22 protein-coding genes are annotated in these 17,819 nt (G+C 66.6%); 4 read left to right on the top strand and 18 right to left on the bottom strand.

Annotated features, from left to right (window positions below):
- Positions 1–66: 66 nt before the first annotated feature.
- The 11 genes from secY to rplN are packed head-to-tail and all read right to left on the bottom strand — an operon-like array spanning position 67 to position 5,526.
- Entirely contained in the window at positions 67–1,377 is a 1,311-nt protein-coding gene (gene secY / locus AC1MLT_RS11275) for a preprotein translocase subunit SecY (RefSeq protein ID WP_296312458.1), read from the bottom strand.
- A gap of 22 nt (positions 1,378–1,399) precedes the next feature.
- The gene (gene rplO, locus AC1MLT_RS11280; protein ID WP_296312456.1) at positions 1,400–1,831 is read right to left on the bottom strand and encodes a 50S ribosomal protein L15; all 432 of its coding nucleotides are present in this window, start codon (positions 1,829–1,831) and stop codon (positions 1,400–1,402) included.
- A 23-nt stretch (positions 1,832–1,854) separates the two neighbouring features.
- Positions 1,855–2,040 (bottom strand): 50S ribosomal protein L30, encoded by a 186-nt coding sequence (gene rpmD, locus AC1MLT_RS11285; RefSeq protein ID WP_296312453.1) that lies wholly within the window; start codon positions 2,038–2,040, stop codon positions 1,855–1,857.
- Between the two features lie 29 nt (positions 2,041–2,069).
- A complete protein-coding gene (rpsE, locus tag AC1MLT_RS11290; RefSeq protein ID WP_124959016.1) occupies positions 2,070–2,588 on the bottom strand; it encodes a 30S ribosomal protein S5 in 519 nt (172 codons plus the stop codon).
- 18 nt (positions 2,589–2,606) lie between these two features.
- Positions 2,607–2,978, bottom strand: a complete 372-nt coding sequence (rplR, locus tag AC1MLT_RS11295; RefSeq protein WP_481032333.1) for a 50S ribosomal protein L18 — start codon at positions 2,976–2,978, stop codon at positions 2,607–2,609.
- An 8-nt stretch (positions 2,979–2,986) separates the two neighbouring features.
- Positions 2,987–3,520, bottom strand: a complete 534-nt coding sequence (rplF, locus tag AC1MLT_RS11300) for a 50S ribosomal protein L6 (protein ID WP_296312446.1) — start codon at positions 3,518–3,520, stop codon at positions 2,987–2,989.
- Positions 3,521–3,544: 24 nt separating this feature from the next.
- Positions 3,545–3,940: a 30S ribosomal protein S8 gene (gene rpsH, locus AC1MLT_RS11305; protein ID WP_296312443.1), complete on the bottom strand. Its 396-nt coding sequence runs from the start codon at positions 3,938–3,940 to the stop codon at positions 3,545–3,547.
- Between the two features lie 20 nt (positions 3,941–3,960).
- On the bottom strand, positions 3,961–4,266 hold the full coding sequence (gene rpsN / locus AC1MLT_RS11310; protein WP_296312439.1) for a 30S ribosomal protein S14: 306 nt from the start codon (positions 4,264–4,266) through the stop codon (positions 3,961–3,963).
- Between the two features lie 8 nt (positions 4,267–4,274).
- Positions 4,275–4,814, bottom strand: coding sequence for a 50S ribosomal protein L5 (rplE, locus tag AC1MLT_RS11315; protein ID WP_296316319.1), 540 nt, complete (start codon positions 4,812–4,814; stop codon positions 4,275–4,277).
- Positions 4,815–4,826: 12 nt separating this feature from the next.
- On the bottom strand, positions 4,827–5,144 hold the full coding sequence (gene rplX, locus AC1MLT_RS11320) for a 50S ribosomal protein L24 (protein WP_296316317.1): 318 nt from the start codon (positions 5,142–5,144) through the stop codon (positions 4,827–4,829).
- Between the two features lie 13 nt (positions 5,145–5,157).
- Positions 5,158–5,526, bottom strand: coding sequence for a 50S ribosomal protein L14 (rplN, locus tag AC1MLT_RS11325; protein WP_009124801.1), 369 nt, complete (start codon positions 5,524–5,526; stop codon positions 5,158–5,160).
- A gap of 253 nt (positions 5,527–5,779) precedes the next feature.
- Here rplN and proC point away from each other — a divergent pair, with 253 nt between their 5' ends.
- A complete protein-coding gene (gene proC, locus AC1MLT_RS11330; protein ID WP_481032334.1) occupies positions 5,780–6,631 on the top strand; it encodes a pyrroline-5-carboxylate reductase in 852 nt (283 codons plus the stop codon).
- 72 nt (positions 6,632–6,703) lie between these two features.
- On the opposite strand, the gene ubiA is transcribed toward proC, so the two are convergent.
- From ubiA to AC1MLT_RS11345, 3 genes are all read right to left on the bottom strand, one after another.
- The gene (ubiA, locus tag AC1MLT_RS11335; protein WP_481032335.1) at positions 6,704–7,594 is read right to left on the bottom strand and encodes a 4-hydroxybenzoate octaprenyltransferase; all 891 of its coding nucleotides are present in this window, start codon (positions 7,592–7,594) and stop codon (positions 6,704–6,706) included.
- 288 nt (positions 7,595–7,882) lie between these two features.
- Entirely contained in the window at positions 7,883–8,485 is a 603-nt protein-coding gene (locus AC1MLT_RS11340; protein ID WP_481032336.1) for a Dps family protein, read from the bottom strand.
- Between the two features lie 139 nt (positions 8,486–8,624).
- Positions 8,625–9,593: a LysR substrate-binding domain-containing protein gene (locus tag AC1MLT_RS11345; protein WP_481032337.1), complete on the bottom strand. Its 969-nt coding sequence runs from the start codon at positions 9,591–9,593 to the stop codon at positions 8,625–8,627.
- A 114-nt stretch (positions 9,594–9,707) separates the two neighbouring features.
- On the opposite strand from AC1MLT_RS11345, the gene AC1MLT_RS11350 reads away from it, so the two are divergent.
- Positions 9,708–10,340, top strand: a complete 633-nt coding sequence (locus AC1MLT_RS11350; RefSeq protein ID WP_481032338.1) for a LysE family translocator — start codon at positions 9,708–9,710, stop codon at positions 10,338–10,340.
- A gap of 18 nt (positions 10,341–10,358) precedes the next feature.
- Here the strand turns inward: AC1MLT_RS11350 and recG are convergent, their stop codons facing one another.
- Together recG and AC1MLT_RS11360 are read right to left on the bottom strand one after the other, a co-directional pair.
- Entirely contained in the window at positions 10,359–12,479 is a 2,121-nt protein-coding gene (gene recG / locus AC1MLT_RS11355) for an ATP-dependent DNA helicase RecG (RefSeq protein WP_481032339.1), read from the bottom strand.
- A 74-nt stretch (positions 12,480–12,553) separates the two neighbouring features.
- Entirely contained in the window at positions 12,554–13,561 is a 1,008-nt protein-coding gene (locus AC1MLT_RS11360) for a TIGR01777 family oxidoreductase (protein WP_481032340.1), read from the bottom strand.
- A 131-nt stretch (positions 13,562–13,692) separates the two neighbouring features.
- Here AC1MLT_RS11360 and queA point away from each other — a divergent pair, with 131 nt between their 5' ends.
- Complete coding sequence (gene queA, locus AC1MLT_RS11365) at positions 13,693–14,733, top strand: tRNA preQ1(34) S-adenosylmethionine ribosyltransferase-isomerase QueA (RefSeq protein WP_481032341.1); 1,041 nt, start codon at positions 13,693–13,695, stop codon at positions 14,731–14,733.
- Between the two features lie 7 nt (positions 14,734–14,740).
- Positions 14,741–15,913: a tRNA guanosine(34) transglycosylase Tgt gene (tgt, locus tag AC1MLT_RS11370; RefSeq protein ID WP_481032342.1), complete on the top strand. Its 1,173-nt coding sequence runs from the start codon at positions 14,741–14,743 to the stop codon at positions 15,911–15,913.
- On the opposite strand, the gene AC1MLT_RS11375 is transcribed toward tgt, so the two are convergent.
- Entirely contained in the window at positions 15,885–16,970 is a 1,086-nt protein-coding gene (locus tag AC1MLT_RS11375) for a serine endopeptidase (protein ID WP_481032343.1), read from the bottom strand. The two genes, tgt and AC1MLT_RS11375, sit on opposite strands and share 29 nt — an antisense overlap.
- A gap of 65 nt (positions 16,971–17,035) precedes the next feature.
- Entirely contained in the window at positions 17,036–17,794 is a 759-nt protein-coding gene (locus AC1MLT_RS11380; RefSeq protein WP_481032344.1) for a phosphatase PAP2 family protein, read from the bottom strand.
- Between the last annotated feature and the right edge of the window lie 25 nt (positions 17,795–17,819).

Here is a 17,819-nt window from a genome sequence, read left to right on the forward strand (position 1 = left end):
ATTCTCCTAAAACTGTTTAACGTGGCCGCCTGTCCGCAGCCCTGGAATCAATAACGACAATCAGTCTTACGACGGCTTGAAGTTCGCCTTCTTCAGCAACGACTCGTATTGCTGCGACATCATGTAGTTCTGCACCTGGGCCATGAAGTCCATCGTCACTACCACGATGATCAGCAGGGAGGTCCCACCGAAATAAAACGGCACGTTGTATTTCAGGATCAGGAATTCAGGCAGCAGGCAGACGAAGGTGATGTAAACCGCGCCAGCCAGCGTCAAGCGAACCAGGATCTTGTCGATGTAGCGTGCGGTCTGGTCACCCGGACGAATGCCTGGAATGAACGCACCGCTCTTCTTCAGGTTGTCCGCCGTTTCCTTGCTGTTGAACACGAGTGCCGTGTAGAAGAAGCAGAAGAAGACGATGGCAGCCGCATAGAGCAGAACGTAGATCGGTTGTCCTGGAGTCAATGCGCTTGCGATGTCCTTGATCCAGCGCATGCTCTCGCCGGCACTGAACCAGCCGACGACCGTTGCCGGCAGCAGGATGATCGACGAAGCGAAGATGGGCGGGATCACGCCTGCCATGTTGAGCTTCAGCGGCAGGTGCGACGACTGTCCACCATAGACCTTGTTGCCCACCTGACGACGTGCATAGTTCACCAGGATCTTGCGTTGCCCACGTTCGACGAACACGACGAAGTAGGTCACCAGCACGACCACGACGACGATGAACATCGCCACCAGCACGTTCATGGCACCCGTGCGGACCAACTCCAGCAAACCGCCGATCGCACTGGGAAGTCCGGCCGCGATGCCCGAGAAGATCAGGATCGAGATGCCGTTGCCCAGACCACGCTCGGTGATCTGTTCACCCAGCCACATCAGGAAGATCGAGCCAGCCGTCAAGCTGATCATGGCAGTGATCCGGAAGCCGAAACCCGGGGTGATCACCAGACCTGCCGAAGACTCGAGAGCCACCGCGATGCTGAACGACTGGAAGAGCGCCAGACCCAACGCGCCATAGCGGGTGTATTGCGTGATCTTGCGCCGGCCCGACTCGCCTTCCTTCTTCAGTTGCTCGAAGGTGGGAAGCACATAGGTCATCAATTGCATGATGATCGATGCGGAGATGTACGGCATGATGCCTAACGCGAACACGGTGAAGCGCGACAACGCACCACCCGAGAACATGTTGAACAGGCTCAGAATGCCACCCTGCTGTCCTTGGAACAACTGCGCAAGCTGGTCAGGATTGATTCCAGGCACAGGAATGTGCGCGCCGATCCGATAGACCACGAGCGCGAGCAGCAGGAAAACGAGCCGACGACGGAGATCGCCGAACTTGCCTGTCTTCGCGAGCGTTGCTGCGTTGGTTGCCACGAAAGCGTCTTTCAGTACGACGTCAGGCGACGCTGCCGCCAGCGGCTTCGATCACGGCCTTGGCACCTGCAGTGGCACCGATACCCGTGAGCTTGACCGCTTTCGTCAGTTCGCCGGTCTTGATGATCTTCACGACCTTGGCCATCTGACCCACCAGACCCGCTTGCTTCAATGCCAGCATGTCGACTTCGGCCAAGCCGAGGTTTTCCAGCGATGTCAGCGTGACCTCAGCGTTGTACTTCAGCGTCTGCGACTTGAAACCGCGCTTGGGCAGGCGCCGCTGCAAGGGCATCTGACCGCCTTCGAAACCGACCTTGTGGAAGCCGCCCGAACGCGACTTCTGACCCTTGTGACCACGACCTGCGGTCTTTCCCAGACCCGAGCCGATACCACGACCGACACGGCGCTTTGCGTGCTTCGCGCCGTCTGCCGGCTTGATGCCATTGAGTTCCATATGCGTCTTTCAGGTGACTCTAGTCAGAGCACTTTGACCAGATAACTGATCTTGTTGATCATGCCGCGCACGGCGGGAGTGTCCTGCAGCTCGCTCACGCTGTTGAGCTTGCGCAGGCCCAGGCCGCGCACTGTCGCGCGATGCGACTCCTTGGTGCCGATCGGGCTCTTCACGAGCTGCACCTTGAGCGTTTGTTCTTGCGTCGTCATTTCGATGCTTCCGTGTACTTGATCGCCGATCAGGCGAAGATCTCTTCGACGGTGAGGCCGCGCTTGGCAGCGACTTCGGAAGCCGTCGTCGAGTTCTTCAGTCCGTCGAGCGTGGCGCGGACCATGTTGTAGGGATTCGACGAACCATGGCTCTTGGCCACGATGTCGGTGATGCCCATCACTTCGAAGACGGCACGCATCGGACCACCCGCGATGATGCCGGTACCCTTGGGTGCCGGAATCATGACCACCGAGGCGGCGCCGTGATGGCCCGTGACGCGATGATGCAGCGTGCCGTTCTTGATGGAGATCTTCGCCAGATTGCGGCGTGCTTCTTCCATGGCCTTCTGCACGGCTGCTGGCACTTCCTTCGACTTGCCCTTGCCCATGCCGACACGGCCATCACCATCGCCCACCACCGTCAGTGCCGCGAAACCGAGGATACGGCCACCCTTGACCACCTTGGTGACCCGGTTGATCGCGATCATCTTCTCGCGCAGACCGTCTTCGGGGCCTTCGTTCTGCGTTCTTGCCTGAATCTTTGCCATTTTGTATCTCGTGTCCGGTTAGAACTGCAGGCCAGCTTCGCGAGCCGCATCCGCCAGCGCCTTGACGCGGCCGTGATAGGCGAAACCTGCGCGATCGAAGGCGACCTTCTCAATGCCGGCAGCCTTCGCCTTCTCGGCGATACGCTTGCCCACTGCAGTCGCGGCGGCGGCGTTGCCACCCTTGCCCGAGCCGCCCAGAGAGGTACGCAGTTCGGCCTCGGCGGTCGAAGCCGTCGCGATCACCTTGGTGCCGTCGTCGGAGATGACGGTGGCATAGATGTGCAGATTGGTGCGGTTCACCGTCAGGCGCGCCACGCCCTGCGTCGCGATACGAATGCGGGTCTGACGCGAGCGGCGCAGACGCTGTGCTTTTTTGGTCAACGTTGTCATGGCTGCCCTTATTTCTTCTTGGTCTCTTTGATCACGATCTTCTCGTCCGAGTACCGGATTCCCTTGCCCTTGTAGGGCTCGGGAGGACGAACTGCGCGAATCTCGGCAGCAATCTGCCCGACGCGTTGACGATCCGCACCCTTGATCACGACTTCGGTCGCAGTCGGCGTGGTCACCGTGATGCCTTGGGGCATCTCGATGTTGACCGGATGGGAATATCCCACTTGCAGGTTCAGCTTGGTGCCTTGCGCTGCGGCCTTGTAGCCGACGCCCACGAGGTTGAGCTTCTTCTCGAAGCCCTTCGTGACACCGACCACCATGTTGTTGACAAGCTGACGCAGCGTGCCGCTCATGGCATTCGCTTCGCGCGAATCGTTGGCGGGCTCGAAGCTCAGCTTGCCGTCGCTGTTGACGACCTTGACCAAGCCATTGCGTGCCAGGTTGAGCGTACCGCCCGTTCCCTTGACGCTGATCTGGTCATCCTTGACCGCCACATCCACACCTGCGGGGATGGCGACCGGCATTTTTCCTACTCGGGACATTTCAGTTACTCCTCGATGTCTCGGTTAGGCGACGTAGCACAGCACTTCGCCGCCGACGCCATTAGCGCGAGCTTTGCGATCCGTCATCACGCCCTGGGGCGTGGTGACGATGGCCACGCCAAGTCCGTTCTGAACTTGCGGAATGGTCGTGCTGGACTTGTAGACACGCAGACCGGGACGGCTCACGCGCTCGATGCGTTCGATGACGGGACGACCGGCGTAGTACTTCAGATCGATGACTAGCTCGGACTTGCCTGCTTCGGTCTTGACCTGGAATCCGTCGATGTAGCCTTCGTCCTTCAACACCTGTGCGATCGCGACCTTCACCTTGGAAGAAGGAATCGACACCGTGGGCTTCGCCACCATCTGCGCATTACGGATGCGCGTCAGCAGGTCGGCAATGGGATCACTCATGCTCATGTTTTCTGCTCCTGCCTGGCTTACCAGCTGGCCTTGGTGACACCGGGGATGTCGCCATTGAAAGCCAGTTCGCGGATCTTGGCGCGGGCCAGACCGAACTGACGGAACGTACCGCGCGGGCGGCCCGTGATCTCGCAGCGATTGCGCTGGCGAGTCGGGTTCGCGTTGCGGGGCAGCTTTTGCAGACCGAGGCGTGCCTGGGCGCGCTCTTCATCGCTCTTGCCGGCATCGTTGGCGATGGCCTTGAGTTCGGCATGCTTGGCAGCGTACTTGGCGACGAGCTTGTCGCGCTTGAGTTCGCGCTGGATCAGGGATTGTTTAGCCACGGTTCGCCTCAGTTCTTGAACGGGAAACGGAAGCCGGCGAGAAGCGCCTTGGCTTCTTCGTCGTTCTTGGCCGTCGTCGTGATGCTGATGTTGAGACCGCGCAGGGCATCGACCTTGTCGTATTCGATCTCAGGGAAAATGATCTGCTCTTTGACGCCGATGTTGTAGTTGCCACGACCGTCGAAAGCACGGCCGGAGATACCACGGAAGTCACGCACGCGCGGCAGGGCCACCGTCACGAAACGATCCAGGAATTCATACATCTGAACGCCACGAAGCGTGACCATGCAGCCGATCGGCTGGTTCTCGCGGATCTTGAAACCGGCGATGGCCTTCTTCGACTTGGTGACCACGGGCTTCTGGCCGGCGATCTTGGTGAGGTCGGCGACGGCGTTGTCGAGGACCTTCTTGTCGGCGACTGCTTCGCCCACACCCATGTTGAGCGTGATCTTGGTCAGACGCGGAACCTGCATCGGCGAGGTGTAGCCGAACTTTTCGGTCAGGTCTTTCGCGATTTTCTCGCGGTAGATTTGTTGGAGACGTGCCATATGAGTCTTTCCTTAGGCGGTCTTGATTTCGTCGCCGCTGGACTTGAAGACGCGCACGCGCTTGCCATCCGCGATCTTGATGCCCACGCGATCGGCCTTGCCGGTCGCGGCATTGAAGATGGCCACGTTCGATTGATGGATCGGCATCGTCTTCTCGACGATGCCACCGGTCGTGCCCTTGAGAGGGTTCGGCTTGGTGTGCTTCTTGACGGTGTTGATGCCGTCGACGATCAGGTGCGAATCGTCCTTGCGCAGCGACACAGTGCCGCGCTTGCCCTTGTCGCGGCCGGTCAATACGATGACCTGGTCGCCTTTGCGAATCTTGTTCATGACGGGGGTGTCCTTACAGAACTTCAGGAGCCAGCGAAACGATCTTCATGAACTTCTCGGTACGCAGTTCGCGCGTGACCGGGCCGAAGATGCGGGTGCCGATCGGCTCCAGCTTGGCGTTGAGCAGGACGGCGGCATTGCCATCGAACTTGACGAGCGAACCATCTGCGCGACGGATGCCCTTGGCGGTGCGGACCACCACGGCGCTGTAGATCTCGCCCTTCTTGACGCGACCCCGCGGAGCGGCTTCCTTGATGCTCACCTTGATGACGTCGCCCACGCTGGCATAGCGCCGCTTGGAACCGCCGAGCACCTTGATGCACAGGACGGATTTCGCGCCTGTGTTGTCGGCCACTTCGAGCCTGGATTCAGTTTGGATCATTTCGATTGGTTCCCAACTTGTACCGGTTGGCGCCTGCTGGCATCACCCGATCAGTCTTGGGCCCGTCGTCCGCGCTCCAAACCACTTGGGGCGCTTCCGCTGGGCAGAAGTTTCGCCTTTTTGAAGCGAAGCCCGCGATTGTGGCAGCTCGCGTCGTGGTTGTCAACCGATCTTCCCCGGGCTGTCGAGCAGGATGGGGGTCGAAGCGACAATCGAATCTCGCTTCCGTCCCGATTTTCCAAGGAGCCCTTCCATGTCGTCCCTGCCCACGTCGCCCTCCTCCGCTGCCGCGCTGCCGCCGATCGCCTTCATCGGCGGCGGCAACATGGCCAGCGCCATCCTGGGTGGCCTGATCCGCCAGGGATTGCCGCCCGCGGCCGTCGAGGTCGTGGAGCCGTTCGAGGAAGCCCGGGCCCGCCTCGCTCGGGAGTTCGGCGTTGCGGCGCAGTCGGCGGCGGGCCCGGCACTCTCACGTTGCGCGCTGGTCGTCTGGGCGGTCAAGCCGCAGAGCTTCGCCGAGGCCGCCGCTGCCGTGGGAGCGCAGGCACGCGACTCGCTTCATCTGAGCGTGGCCGCAGGCATTCCCTCGGCGAGCATCGCCCGTTGGCTCGGCACCGAGGCCGTCGTGCGCGCCATGCCCAACACCCCGGCACTGGTCGGCCAGGGCATGACCGGGCTCTTCGCCCGTGCCGGCGTACCGGCCGCGGGACGGGACCTGGTCGAGCGCGTGTTGCGGCCGACCGGCGAGTTGCTGTGGATCGATGCCGAGAAGGCCCTCGATGCCGTGACGGCGCTGTCGGGGTCGGGGCCAGCCTATGTCTTCTACTTCATCGAAGCCATGACCGAGGCGGGCATCGAGATGGGATTGCCGCCGGAACAGGCACAGCGCCTGGCCGTCGGCACCTTCGCGGGCGCCTCGGCCCTGGCGCGGTCGTCCGACGAAGCACCGGCGCTACTGCGTGCCCGCGTCACGTCCAAGGGCGGTACCACCTACGCGGCCCTGCAGTCGATGGAGGCGGCCGAGGTCAAGGTCCGCTTCAAGACGGCGATCCGGGCGGCCGAACAGCGGGCGATGGAACTCGCGGCCGAATTCGGTCGCGGCTGAGGTCGCGGCCGCAACTTCGCCAGGCCCACTCGAACCCGGCGTACTCTCGTGCTCGCGCCGGGCGCTCCAGCGTCAGCGCAGAGCGAAGCCGGCCACGACACCCACGAAGACCGTGCAGCCCAGCCAGTGGTTCAGGCGGAAGGCCTTGAAGCAGCCCTCCCGGGTGCGGTCACGGATCAATTGCCAGTGCCAGAGCGCCTGGGCCGCCGCGCCGACGAGTCCGAGCAGGAACGGCCAGCTCAGGCCGACGCGCAGGCCGCACAGGCCCCAGAGCAGCAGGAAGACGATGTAGCACAGCATCACGGCTGCGACATCGAAGCGGCCGAAGGTGATGGCCGAGGTCTTCATGCCGATCCTCAGGTCGTCGTCGCGGTCGACCATCGCGTATTCGGTGTCGTAGGCCAGTACCCAGGCCAGGTTGCCGGCCAGGAGGGTCCAGCCGTAGGCCGGCACCCGTGCAAGGGCCTCGCCCATCGGAACGTCCGGGCCACCGGAGGCGCAGAACGCCATCGGGATGCCGATCGAGAATGCCACGCCCAGCACCGCCTGGGGCAGCGACACGAAGCGTTTGGCGAAGGGATAGGCCAGCGTCACCAGCAGGCCGACGAAGGACCAGGCGATCACCGCCGCATTGGTCGTCAGCGCCAGCCCGAAAGCCAGCAGCGCCAGCGCGGCACCCAGCCCCAATGCCTGGCGCGTCGAGATGGCGCCGCTGGTGACCGGACGTTGCGCGGTGCGCTTGACGTGCCGGTCGAAATCGCGATCGGCGACATCGTTGACGCAGCAGCCGGCACTGCGCATCAGGATCGTTCCCAGCACGAACACCACCAGCAGGTGCCAGCCCGGCCAGCCGCCGGCGGCGAACCACAGGGCCCCCAACGTCGGCCACAACAGCAGCAGCCATCCAGCCGGCCGATTCCAGCGGATGAGGTCGAGATACAGCGCGACGCGACCGCCAGCCATGGTCGAAGCTCCAGGTGAAAAAGCGGCATTGTGCCGCTGCAGCCCGCCCCGCCACGCCCGCCCCTCCCTGGACCATCGGCACGAAGCGTTCCCCAGGGATGGAGCGCGGCAACCTCGAATCGGTGCCGAAGCGTCGATGCCGGTACCGAATCTTGGTCGTTGGGAGTCAGGTCGCCGGCAAGCCGGCCGCAGTGTTCATGTCACTGGGCCGGCCAGGCAAGGTTCCAGTGACTCTTCGACGGCAGGCGAATGATCGCCAGCAGCCGCCCCGCCCCGGACGACGCCTCCTCACTCCTCGAGGAGCGAGCGCAGCATCCAGGCCGTCTGGTCGTGCACCGTGCAGCGCGCGGTCAGCATGTCGGCCGTCGGATCGTCGCCGGCCTCCTCCGCCACGGGAATGAACTCGCGCGCGATGCGCGACACGGTCTCGTGACCCTTGACCAGGATGCGCACCATTTCCATGGCCCTGGGCGGGTTCTGCGGCACGTCCGGCACGGTGGCGATCTTGCTGAACTCGGCATACGAGCCGGGTGCGTAGTGACCCAGCGCTCGGATGCGCTCGGCGATGACGTCGGTCGAGTTCCAGAGTTCGGTGTACTGATCCATGAACATCGCGTGGAGCGAGTTGAAGTGCGGACCGGTGACGTTCCAGTGGAAGTTGTGGGTCGTGAGGTAGAGCGTGTAGGTGTCGGCCAGCACGCGGCTCAGGCCCTCGGCGATGGCGGCGCGATCCTGGCGCTCGATGCCGATGTTGATGATCGGCGAGTTGCGTCCGCCCGATTCCTGGGAGACCGAGACCTCCCCCCGGGTCGGCACGGTACCTTCACCGGCAGTGGGTGCCTCGAAGGTGGACTTGATTTTCTTGGTGGATTTGCCGGGTTCTTTGGCCATGACGAGAGATCCTTCCGATGAGGGTGGTTGGTGTTGAATCAGGTGGAATCGAAACGGATGCCTTCGGCGGGCAGGCCGGCGGTTTTCGATACCCTGCGATGCATGGTGGCAGCTTCGCGGCGCGCTGCGTGTCGGTCAATCACGAAAGCCGCACCACGCCCGGCAGTTCGCACGCGTAGATCGCATTGCGCAGGGCGGCGATGGCTTCGTAGCGGGTGAAGCTGCGGCGCCAGGCCAGCACGACGCGGCGCGTCGGCGGCGGGCGACCATGGCCATCGTCGACGGCGAGGTAGCGCACCATCGCCGGCTCGGCGTCGTCGCGGCTCCGGGCCTTCGGCTTCAGGGCCTCGGGTGGCACGGACAGCCGGGGCACCAGCGTCACACCCATGCCGGAGGCGACCATGTGCTTGATGGTCTCCAGCGACGAGCCCTCGAAGCTCTTGCGGATCCCTTCGGCATTGCTGGAGAAGCGCGCGAATTCCGGGCACACGTCCAGCACGTGGTCGCGGAAGCAGTGCCCGGTGCCCAGCAGGAGCATGGTCTCGCTCTTGAGTTCGTCGGACGTGATGGACTCGCGCGTCGCCAGCGGGTGGCTCGCGGGCACCACGGCGATGAAGGGTTCGTCGTAGAGCGGGGCCAGCGCCAGGTTGGTGTCGGGAAAGGGTTCCGCCATGATGGCGCAATCGATCTCGCCGCCACGCAGCATCTCCAGCAGCTTGGCGGTGAAGTTCTCCTGCAGCATCAGCGGCATCTGCGGCGTGCGCTCGATGTTGCGCCGCACCAGGTCCGGCAGCAGGTAGGGACCGATGGTGTAGATGATCCCCAGGTTCAATGCGCCGGAGAGCGGATCCTTGCCGCGCTTGGCGATCTCCTTGATGCTGGCGGCCTGTTCGAGCACGCTCTGGGCCTGCTGCACGATCTGGTCGCCCAGCGGGGTGACCGTGACTTCGGTCGCGCTGCGTTCGAAGAGCTTCACCTCCAACTCGTCCTCGAGCTTCTTGATGGCCACCGACAGCGTCGGCTGGGAGACGTGGCAGGCTTCCGCCGCCTTGCCGAAATGCCGCTCCCGGGCGACCGCGACGATGTATTTGAGTTCGGTGAGGGTCATGTCTCGGCAGAATTATGCGCAGTCCGGATCTTTGCACTTCGCGCCGCCCGGATCGGCCCTCATGGCGTCCGCCTATCGGCGCCGCCCGCCTCCCTCCATCCTCGTCGACCCGCCATGACATCGTCCGCCTATCTGCTCTTCCTGCCGGCCTGTTTCGCACTGAACATGGCCTTCGGTCCCAACAATCTGCTGTCGGTCACCCACGGCGCCCGGCATGGCGTGCGGGTCGCGGTGCTGGCGGCGAGTGGTCGGCTGGTCGCCTTCGCGCTCATGATCGCCATCGCCGGGATCGGCATGGGCGCCGTGCTGGCGGCCTCCGAGATCGCCTTCAATGCCATCAAGTGGCTGGGCGCGGCCTACTTGGTGTGGATCGGCGTTCGTCTGCTGCGGGCACCGGCGGCGGCCCTGGGCGACGACGACCTCGCGGACCTGGCGGCGGCGCCATCACGCATGGCCCTGGCCCGGCAGGAGTTCACCGTCGCCATCGGCAATCCGAAGGCGATCCTGATCTTCACCGCCTTCCTGCCCCAGTTCGTCGCGCCCGACGCCTATGCCTTGAGCTACCTGCTGCTGGGCGCGACCTTCCTGGCGCTGGAGACGATCGCGATCGCGCTGTATGCGCTGCTCGGCGCGCGGATGCGCAAGCTGGCCCGGGGCGGCCGGGCAATGCGCTGGTTCAACCGTGCCAGCGGCACCATGATGATCGGCTTCGGACTGCTGCTGGCCGCGGCGCGCAGGCCCGGCTGAGCCCGGCGATCCGTCGCCTCAGGCCTTGAGGTACTGCGATTTGCCGCCGAGCCAGCGCTCGACGTGGCGTCGGGCCAGGTCGGGATGGCGATCGAGCATCCGGGGCGCCAGTTCGCGTGCCCAGTCGAGCAGCAGCGCGTCCTCGTCGAGGTCGGCGAAGCGCAGCAGCGGTGCCCCGGACTGCTTGGCACCCAGGAATTCGCCGGGTCCGCGGATCTCCAGGTCGCGCCGGGCGATCTCGAAGCCGTCGCCGGTCTCGGCCATCGCCTTGAGACGCGCGCGTGCCGTCTCGCCGACGCGGCCGGCCTCGTTGGGCGCATAGAGCAGCACGCAGGCAGATGCCACCGCGCCACGCCCGACGCGCCCACGCAGCTGATGGAGCTGCGACAGCCCGAAGCGCTCCGCATGCTCGATCACCATCAGGGAGGCATTGGGCACATCCACGCCGACCTCGATCACGGTGGTGCTCACCAGCACCTGGATGGTGTTGACGGTGAAGCGCGCCATGACCTCCTGCTTATCGACCGTGGGCATGCGCGAGTGCAGCAGGCCCACCTCGACGCCGGCGCCGAGCATCTCGGCGAGTTCGTCGCGCGTCTCGGTGGCGTTGCGCAGATCGACGGCCTCGCTCTCCTCGATCAGCGGACACACCCAGTAGACCTGCCGGCCCTGGGCGAGCTGCGAGCGGATACGGCCGATGACCTCGTCGCGGCGGTGCTCGGCCACCAGCTTGGTGACGATGGGCGTGCGCCCGGGCGGCAGTTCGTCGAGCGTGGAGACATCGAGATCGGCGTAGTAGCTCATCGCCAGCGTGCGCGGGATCGGGGTCGCGCTCATCATCAGCAGATGCGGCTCCAGCGCGGTGACGGCATCGCCCGCAGCCCGGCCCGGCGCGGGTTCGAGCGCCGCCTTGCCGCGCAGGGCCAGACGCTGGGCGACACCGAAGCGGTGCTGCTCGTCGATGATCGCCAGTCCCAGGCGGTGGAAGCGCGTCTTCTCGGAGATCACCGCGTGGGTGCCGATCACCAGGGCCGCCTCGCCGCACTCGACGGCGGCCGACATGTGGTCGCGCTCCTTCTTCTTCTGGCTGCCGGTGAGCCAGGCGACGCGCTGGCCGCGCGCGGCCAGCAGCGGATCCAGCCAACCGACCAGCTTGCCGAAATGCTGGGCGGCCAGGATCTCGGTCGGCGCCATCAATGCGCACTGGAAGCCCGCGTCGATGGCGCGCGCCGCCGCCAACGCCGCCACCACCGTCTTGCCGGAGCCGACATCGCCTTGCAGCAGCCGGTGCATCGGCACCTCGCGCGCCAGGTCGGTCGTGATCTCGGCGCCGACGCGGCGCTGCGCTCCGGTCAGGCCGAACGGCAGCACGTCCAGCAATCGCGCATGCAGGGACTCCGGAGCCGTCGAAGGTGCCAGCACCGGCGCGCGCTGCGCCGCCCGCTCGCGCCGGGCCTGCATCTGCGAAAGCTGCTGGGCCAACAGCTCCTCGGCCTTCAGGCGCTGCCAGGCCGGATGGCTGCGGTCCTCCAGCGCCGCAATGGAGACGTCGGGTGTCGGATAGTGCAGGAAGTGCAGGGCCTGGCGCAGGTCCCACGCCCCCTCCAGCGCCGCCTCGGCCGGCACCGTCTCGTCGAGCCGGGCGCGTGCCAGGCCGGCGCGCACTTCGCGCCGCAGCATCGGTTGCGCCAGGCCGGCCACCGTCGGATAGACCGGCGTGAGCGCCAGGGGCAGTTCGGTGCCGGCCGCCTTCACGGCCGGATGCATCATCTGCCGCCCCAGGAAACCGCCACGCACCTCGCCGCGCACCCGCACCCGGGCGCCGACGGCGAGCTGGGCCTGCATCGACGGATAGAAGTTGAAGAAGCGCAGCTGGCAGGTGTCGCTGCCGTCGTCCACCATGACGATCAGCTGCCGGCGCGGCCGCCAGCTGACCTCGCTGTGCGTGACCACGGCCTCGATCTGCGCCATGTCGCCGTCGTGCACGTCGGCCAGGCGGACGATGCGCGTCTCGTCCTCGTAGCGCATCGGCAGGTAGAGCGCGAAGTCGATGTCGCGCACCAGGCCGAGCTTGCGCAGCGCGCGCTGCGCCGGGCTCAGACCGGTGCCGGGCGGGGTCGGTCGCGCGGCAGGAGCCACGACCCCCGGGGCGGAAGCGACCGGAGCTTCGGTCGGGGCCGGCGCGCGGGACAGAGCGGAGGTACGCGGCACGTTCAGCAGAGATCCCGCAAGGCGCCACGCACGTCCGGGAAGCGGAAGCGGAAGCCGGTCTGCAGCAGCCGGGCCGGCGCGACGCGCTGGCCTTCCAGCAGGACGTCGGCCTGCTCGCCGAGGGCGAGCCGCATCGGCAGGGCCGGCGTCGGCAGCCAGAACGGCCGCCGCAACACGACCGTGGCGGTGCGCATGAACTCGCCCTGCGACACGGCCCCGGGCGCCGTGAAGTTGTAGGCCTGCGGTGCCACGGGACCGGTCTGAGCGGCGGCCAGGCTCCACACGTGCGCCATGCCGCGCACCACGTCCTCCACGTGCACCCAGGACAAGGTCTGGCGGCCGCCGCCCAGGGGTCCGCCCAGGCCCAGGCGCACCGGCAGCAGCAGCCGGGGCAGCGAGCCCCCGTGGCCGAGCACGAAACCCAGCCGCGTGAGGGCCACCTGCACACCGAGCCGGCTCGCTTCGCCGGCGGCGGCTTCCCAGCGCTGGCACAGGCGCGACATGAAGATCGCCTGGGGCGGACTCGACTCGGTCAGTACCGTCGGATCGCCCTGCCGCTGGACACCGTAGTAGCCGATCGCCGAGCCCGAGATCAGCAGCCACGGCGGCTTCGGCAGCGAGCCCATCCAGGCCACCAGCGTGTTCGTCAGGCCTTCGCGGCTGCGCAGCAGCTCGGCCTTGCGACGCTCGCTCCAGCGCGCCCCCACGATGGGCGCGCCCGCCAGGTTGACGACGACGTCGATGCCCGGCGCCGCCGGCAGGTCCTCCAGCCGCGCCACGCAGCGCACGGCCGGCTCGAAGCGCGCGGCGGCGGCGCGCGGATCGCGCGTCCACACGCTCACCATGTGGCCGTCGGCACGCAGGGCGGCGATGAGCCGGCGCCCGATGAAACCGGTCCCGCCGGTGACCAGCACCTGCTGCGGCCGGGTGCCGAAGCGCGGCGGCGCATCCGGATCCTGCGGCGGGAGGGCCGGCGCGGAAGCCGGAGGGGAATCGGAGGGCGGGCGCATGGACCGATTCTGCCGCCATGGGAGAATCCCGAGCGCTTTTTCCGTCTCTCCCGAACCAGCCGGATCGCAGGTTTCGTCTTTCATCGTTTTCCCCGCCTTCTTGGCACGGGCCCGTCCGGCCCTCAAGCACCATGCGCGACTTCACCCTTTCCGATTTCGACTTCGTCCTGCCGCCCGAACTGGTGGCGCAGCATCCCGCCGCCGAACGCACGTCCTCGCGACTGCTCGACGGCACCCACGACGCGCCGGTCGACCGCATCTTCCGCGACCTCCCGGACCTGCTGCGCGCGGGCGACCTGCTGGTCTTCAACGACACCCGCGTCGTCAAGGCGCGCCTCTTCGGCGAGAAGCCCACCGGTGGCAAGCTCGAGCTGCTGGTCGAACGCGTGCTCGTCGACGGCGAGGTCGTCGCCCACATGAAGGTCAGCAAGAAGCCGCCGGTGGGCACCGTGCTGCGCATGGCCGGGGACTTCACGGCGACGCTGCTGGGCCGCTGGCCGACACCGGACGGCGCCCTGTTCCGGTTCGCCTTCGCCAGTGGCGCAGGCGAGGACGCCTACGCGCTGATGGCGCGCTGCGGCCACGTGCCGTTGCCACCCTACATCGAACACACCGACTCGGCCGACGACGAGCGCCGCTACCAGACCGTGTTCGCGCGCGTGCCCGGCGCCGTGGCCGCCCCCACCGCCGCACTGCATTTCGACGAGGCCCTGCTGGCGCGGCTGGAGGCACGCGGCGTGCAACGCGCCAACGTCACGCTGCACGTGGGCGCGGGCACCTTCCAGCCGGTGAAGACCGAGAACATCGCCGAGCACACGATGCATGCCGAGCGCTACGACGTGCCGCCCGCCACGCAGGACGCCATCGCCGAATGTCGCGCCCGTGGCGGCCGCGTCGTCGCCGTCGGCACCACCACCGTGCGCACGCTGGAGTCGTGGGCGGCGAGCGGTCAGGCCACGGGCGACACCCGCATCTTCATCACGCCGGGCTTCGCGTTTTGCCATGTCGACCTGCTGCTGACCAACTTCCACCTGCCCAAGAGCACGCTGATGATGCTGGTGAGCGCCCTGGCCGGTTACGAGCGCGTGATGGCGCTCTATGCCCACGCGATCGCCCATCGCTACTGGTTCTTCAGCTATGGCGATGCCATGCTGCTGGAACGCACCTCCTGAGACGACCATGCTGCATTTCGACCTTCTCGCCACCGACCCCACCAGCCATGCCCGGCGCGGCACCCTCACGCTCAACCACGGCGTGGTGCAGACGCCGATCTTCATGCCCGTGGGCACCTATGGCACCGTCAAGGGCGTGATGCCGCGGTCGCTCGAGGAGATGGGCGCCCAGATCATCCTGGGCAACACCTTCCATCTCTGGATGCGTCCCGGCCTCGACGTCATGGCCGGCTTCGGCGGCCTGCACGCGTTCGAGAAGTGGAACAAGCCCATCCTCACCGACTCGGGCGGGTTCCAGGTCTGGTCGCTGGGCGCCATGCGCAAGATCAGCGAGGAAGGGGTGAAGTTCGCCTCGCCCGTCAATGGCGACAAGCTGTTCCTGACGCCCGAGGTCTCGATGCAGATCCAGACCATCCTCGACAGCGACATCGTCATGCAGTTCGACGAATGCACGCCCTACGACACGGCCGGCCACATCACCACCGAGGCCGAGGCGCGCACGTCGATGGAACTGAGCCTGCGCTGGGCGAAGCGCTGCCAGGCCGAATTCGCACGGCTGGAGAACCGCAACGCGCTGTTCGGCATCGTCCAGGGCGGCATGTTCGAGCACCTGCGCGACGAATCGCTGGCCCAACTGGTCGAGATGGACTTCCCTGGCTATGCCATCGGCGGCGTCAGCGTGGGCGAGCCCAAGGACGAGATGCTGCGCATCATGGCGCACACGCCGCACCGCCTGCCGGCGCACAAGCCGCGCTACCTGATGGGCGTGGGCACGCCCGAGGACCTGGTGCAGGGCGTGGCCGATGGCGTCGACATGTTCGACTGCGTGATGCCCACCCGCAACGCGCGCAACGGCACGCTGTTCACGCGCTTCGGCGACCTGAAGATGCGCAATGCCCGCCACAAGACCGATCCGCAGCCGATCGATCCGAGCTGCACCTGCCACGCCTGCGCCGGCGCATCCGGCGTCAGCTGGGCCGAGGGTGGCCGCGATGGCTTCAGCCGCGCCTATCTGCATCACCTGGACCGCTGCGGCGAGATGCTCGGACCGATGCTCACCACCATCCACAACCTGCACTACTACCTCAACCTGATGCGCGAGATCCGCGGCGCGCTCGATGCCGGCAGCTTCGCCGACTTCCGCCTGCGGTTCAGGCAGGACCGGGCGCGAGGGGTCTGACGCCCTCCTCCCGCGGCGGCGCAGCCTGGGCGGCGGCGCCGCAGGCATGGCAGAACTTCGAGAAGGCGCTCTTGCGCGTGGCGCAGGCCCGGCAATGGTCGTGCAGGCCGATGCCGCAGTGCGGGCAGAAATCGATCGCCGGGTTCTTCAGGTCGACCGGGCGTTCGCAGCCCGGACACACACCCTGGGACAACCGCACCAGCGCCGTGTCGTAGCTCAAGGCCTCGCGCCGCACCACCTCGGGCCGGGTCTCGGCCAGGCGCTGGCGTTCCAGGTAGCGGTTGAGCGCCACGATGGCATAGCGCCCGACCAGGCCCGTGACCACGATCCCCACCACGTAGCGCACGTAGCCGCCGTAGCTCGGCAGATAGGGCACCAGTTCGACGAAGAAGACGAACAGCGCGAAGAAGATGAAGCCCCATGCGAAGGGCCAGTAGGTGCCACGGCGCTGACGGACGAACAGCCAGCCCGCGATGGCCAGCAGCGGCAGCGTCAGCGCGAGCCGGTAGCCGAACACGCGCAGCTCGACGCGGCGCAATTCCTCGTCGAGCTTCTTCTGGGCCACCCGCTCCAGCACCTCGAGGTCGCTCCGGGCGGCCTCCTGGGCCTGTCGCGCATCCAGCGCGAGCTGGCGCGCCGCCTGGACGCGCCGCTGCGCCTCGTCCTCGGCGCCCTTGAGCGCATCGAGGGCACGGGTGCGCTCGACGAGTTCGGCATCCTGCGCGGGCAGCGCGGTGGCGCGCCGCGTCGCCAGCCAGTTGCCGAAGGTCTCGCGCGCATTGCTGCTGGCCTGGGCGGCAGCGTCGTGGGCGAGCTCGGCCTGTTCCTGCTCGCGCGCCACGCGCTCCAGGGTGGCCTCGGTGTCGTGGAGGGTCCGGCGCAGCGGCGCGGCGGCGGCGGCGTCGACGAAATCGTCGAGCTTGCGCTGATGCTCGACCTGCGGCAGGTCGCCCACCAGGGTGCTCCCCAGGCCGATCAGGAACCCGGCGAAGACCAGGGCCACCAGCCACAGGCCCCGCCGAAACCACTTCTCCGAAAGACGCAAAGACTTGCTCATCGATCACTACCTCCCTGGTTGTCAATGTCGGGATCGATGCGGTCACTCTCGACGAGCTAGCGCACCTAGGGTCGACGCGCCGGTCCCGAAACCGGCGCGTCGAGGCCCCGCACGCCACCGCGCTCGGGACCGAACAGGTCCATGCGCCTGAACGGCCGGTCGATGCCCGCCATGCGCGTCGCGATGCGTTCGAGCAGCTGATGCGTGGGCGCCGGCGCATCCGGCCCGAAGAACGCCAGCGGAACCAGCAGGATCAGCAGCAGCGCCGGGTGCGCGCGCGGTGGCCGCGTCTGGCGCCACGCGACGACCAGGAACACCGTGCTCGTGACGGCTCCGAGCAGGAAGCCCGTCGCCACCTCCGAGAGCGAGTGGGCACGCAGAGCGAGACGCGAGATGCCGATGGCCGCACCCAGCATGAGGCCGGTCAGCGCGGCGGCCAGCCGCAGTCGTCCACTGCCGCCGAGACCGGCCGGCCCGGGTGGCGCGAGACCCGTCCGGGTCGCCAGGATCGGCGGCGGATGACGCCGCTGCCAGGCCGTCGCCAGCAGCCACAATGCGACCGGCCACAGGGCGGTGCCGATGGCCGTATGGCCGCTGAAGCCCGTGAAGTTGAGGCGCGCGCTGCCGATTCCCCAGCCCATGAAGGCCAGCTTCGACACCATGACGGCCAGCCCGCACAGCCCGAACACCAGGCACCACGTCAGCGCCGGGCGGCGCAGGCCATGGCCGACACGCAACAGCACCAATGCGATGAACACCGCGACCGGCAGCAGCAATCCGCTGTCGCCGAGCCACGTCAGGGCCCGCCAGGCACCGACGGGCACGCGGCCCCACATGTTTTGCAGAGAA

The organism is Variovorax sp. PEI5, from assembly GCF_056679935.1.

Coding starts and splice junctions, on each gene's coding strand:
- AC1MLT_RS11345 (WP_481032337.1), bottom strand. CDS start 9,593: ATGACCCTCACCGAACTCAAATACATCGTCGCGGTCGCCCGGGAGCGG.
- tgt (WP_481032342.1), top strand. CDS start 14,741: ATGCTGCATTTCGACCTTCTCGCCACCGACCCCACCAGCCATGCCCGG.
- rpsH (WP_296312443.1), bottom strand. CDS start 3,940: ATGAGCATGAGTGATCCCATTGCCGACCTGCTGACGCGCATCCGTAAT.
- AC1MLT_RS11340 (WP_481032336.1), bottom strand. CDS start 8,485: ATGGCCAAAGAACCCGGCAAATCCACCAAGAAAATCAAGTCCACCTTC.
- rplE (WP_296316319.1), bottom strand. CDS start 4,814: ATGGCACGTCTCCAACAAATCTACCGCGAGAAAATCGCGAAAGACCTG.
- rpsE (WP_124959016.1), bottom strand. CDS start 2,588: ATGGCAAAGATTCAGGCAAGAACGCAGAACGAAGGCCCCGAAGACGGT.
- ubiA (WP_481032335.1), bottom strand. CDS start 7,594: ATGGCTGGCGGTCGCGTCGCGCTGTATCTCGACCTCATCCGCTGGAAT.
- AC1MLT_RS11360 (WP_481032340.1), bottom strand. CDS start 13,561: ATGCGCCCGCCCTCCGATTCCCCTCCGGCTTCCGCGCCGGCCCTCCCG.
- rplF (WP_296312446.1), bottom strand. CDS start 3,520: ATGTCCCGAGTAGGAAAAATGCCGGTCGCCATCCCCGCAGGTGTGGAT.
- rplR (WP_481032333.1), bottom strand. CDS start 2,978: ATGACAACGTTGACCAAAAAAGCACAGCGTCTGCGCCGCTCGCGTCAG.
- rplX (WP_296316317.1), bottom strand. CDS start 5,144: ATGAACAAGATTCGCAAAGGCGACCAGGTCATCGTATTGACCGGCCGC.
- queA (WP_481032341.1), top strand. CDS start 13,693: ATGCGCGACTTCACCCTTTCCGATTTCGACTTCGTCCTGCCGCCCGAA.
- AC1MLT_RS11375 (WP_481032343.1), bottom strand. CDS start 16,970: ATGAGCAAGTCTTTGCGTCTTTCGGAGAAGTGGTTTCGGCGGGGCCTG.
- rplO (WP_296312456.1), bottom strand. CDS start 1,831: ATGGAACTCAATGGCATCAAGCCGGCAGACGGCGCGAAGCACGCAAAG.
- proC (WP_481032334.1), top strand. CDS start 5,780: ATGTCGTCCCTGCCCACGTCGCCCTCCTCCGCTGCCGCGCTGCCGCCG.
- rpmD (WP_296312453.1), bottom strand. CDS start 2,040: ATGACGACGCAAGAACAAACGCTCAAGGTGCAGCTCGTGAAGAGCCCG.
- AC1MLT_RS11350 (WP_481032338.1), top strand. CDS start 9,708: ATGACATCGTCCGCCTATCTGCTCTTCCTGCCGGCCTGTTTCGCACTG.
- rplN (WP_009124801.1), bottom strand. CDS start 5,526: ATGATCCAAACTGAATCCAGGCTCGAAGTGGCCGACAACACAGGCGCG.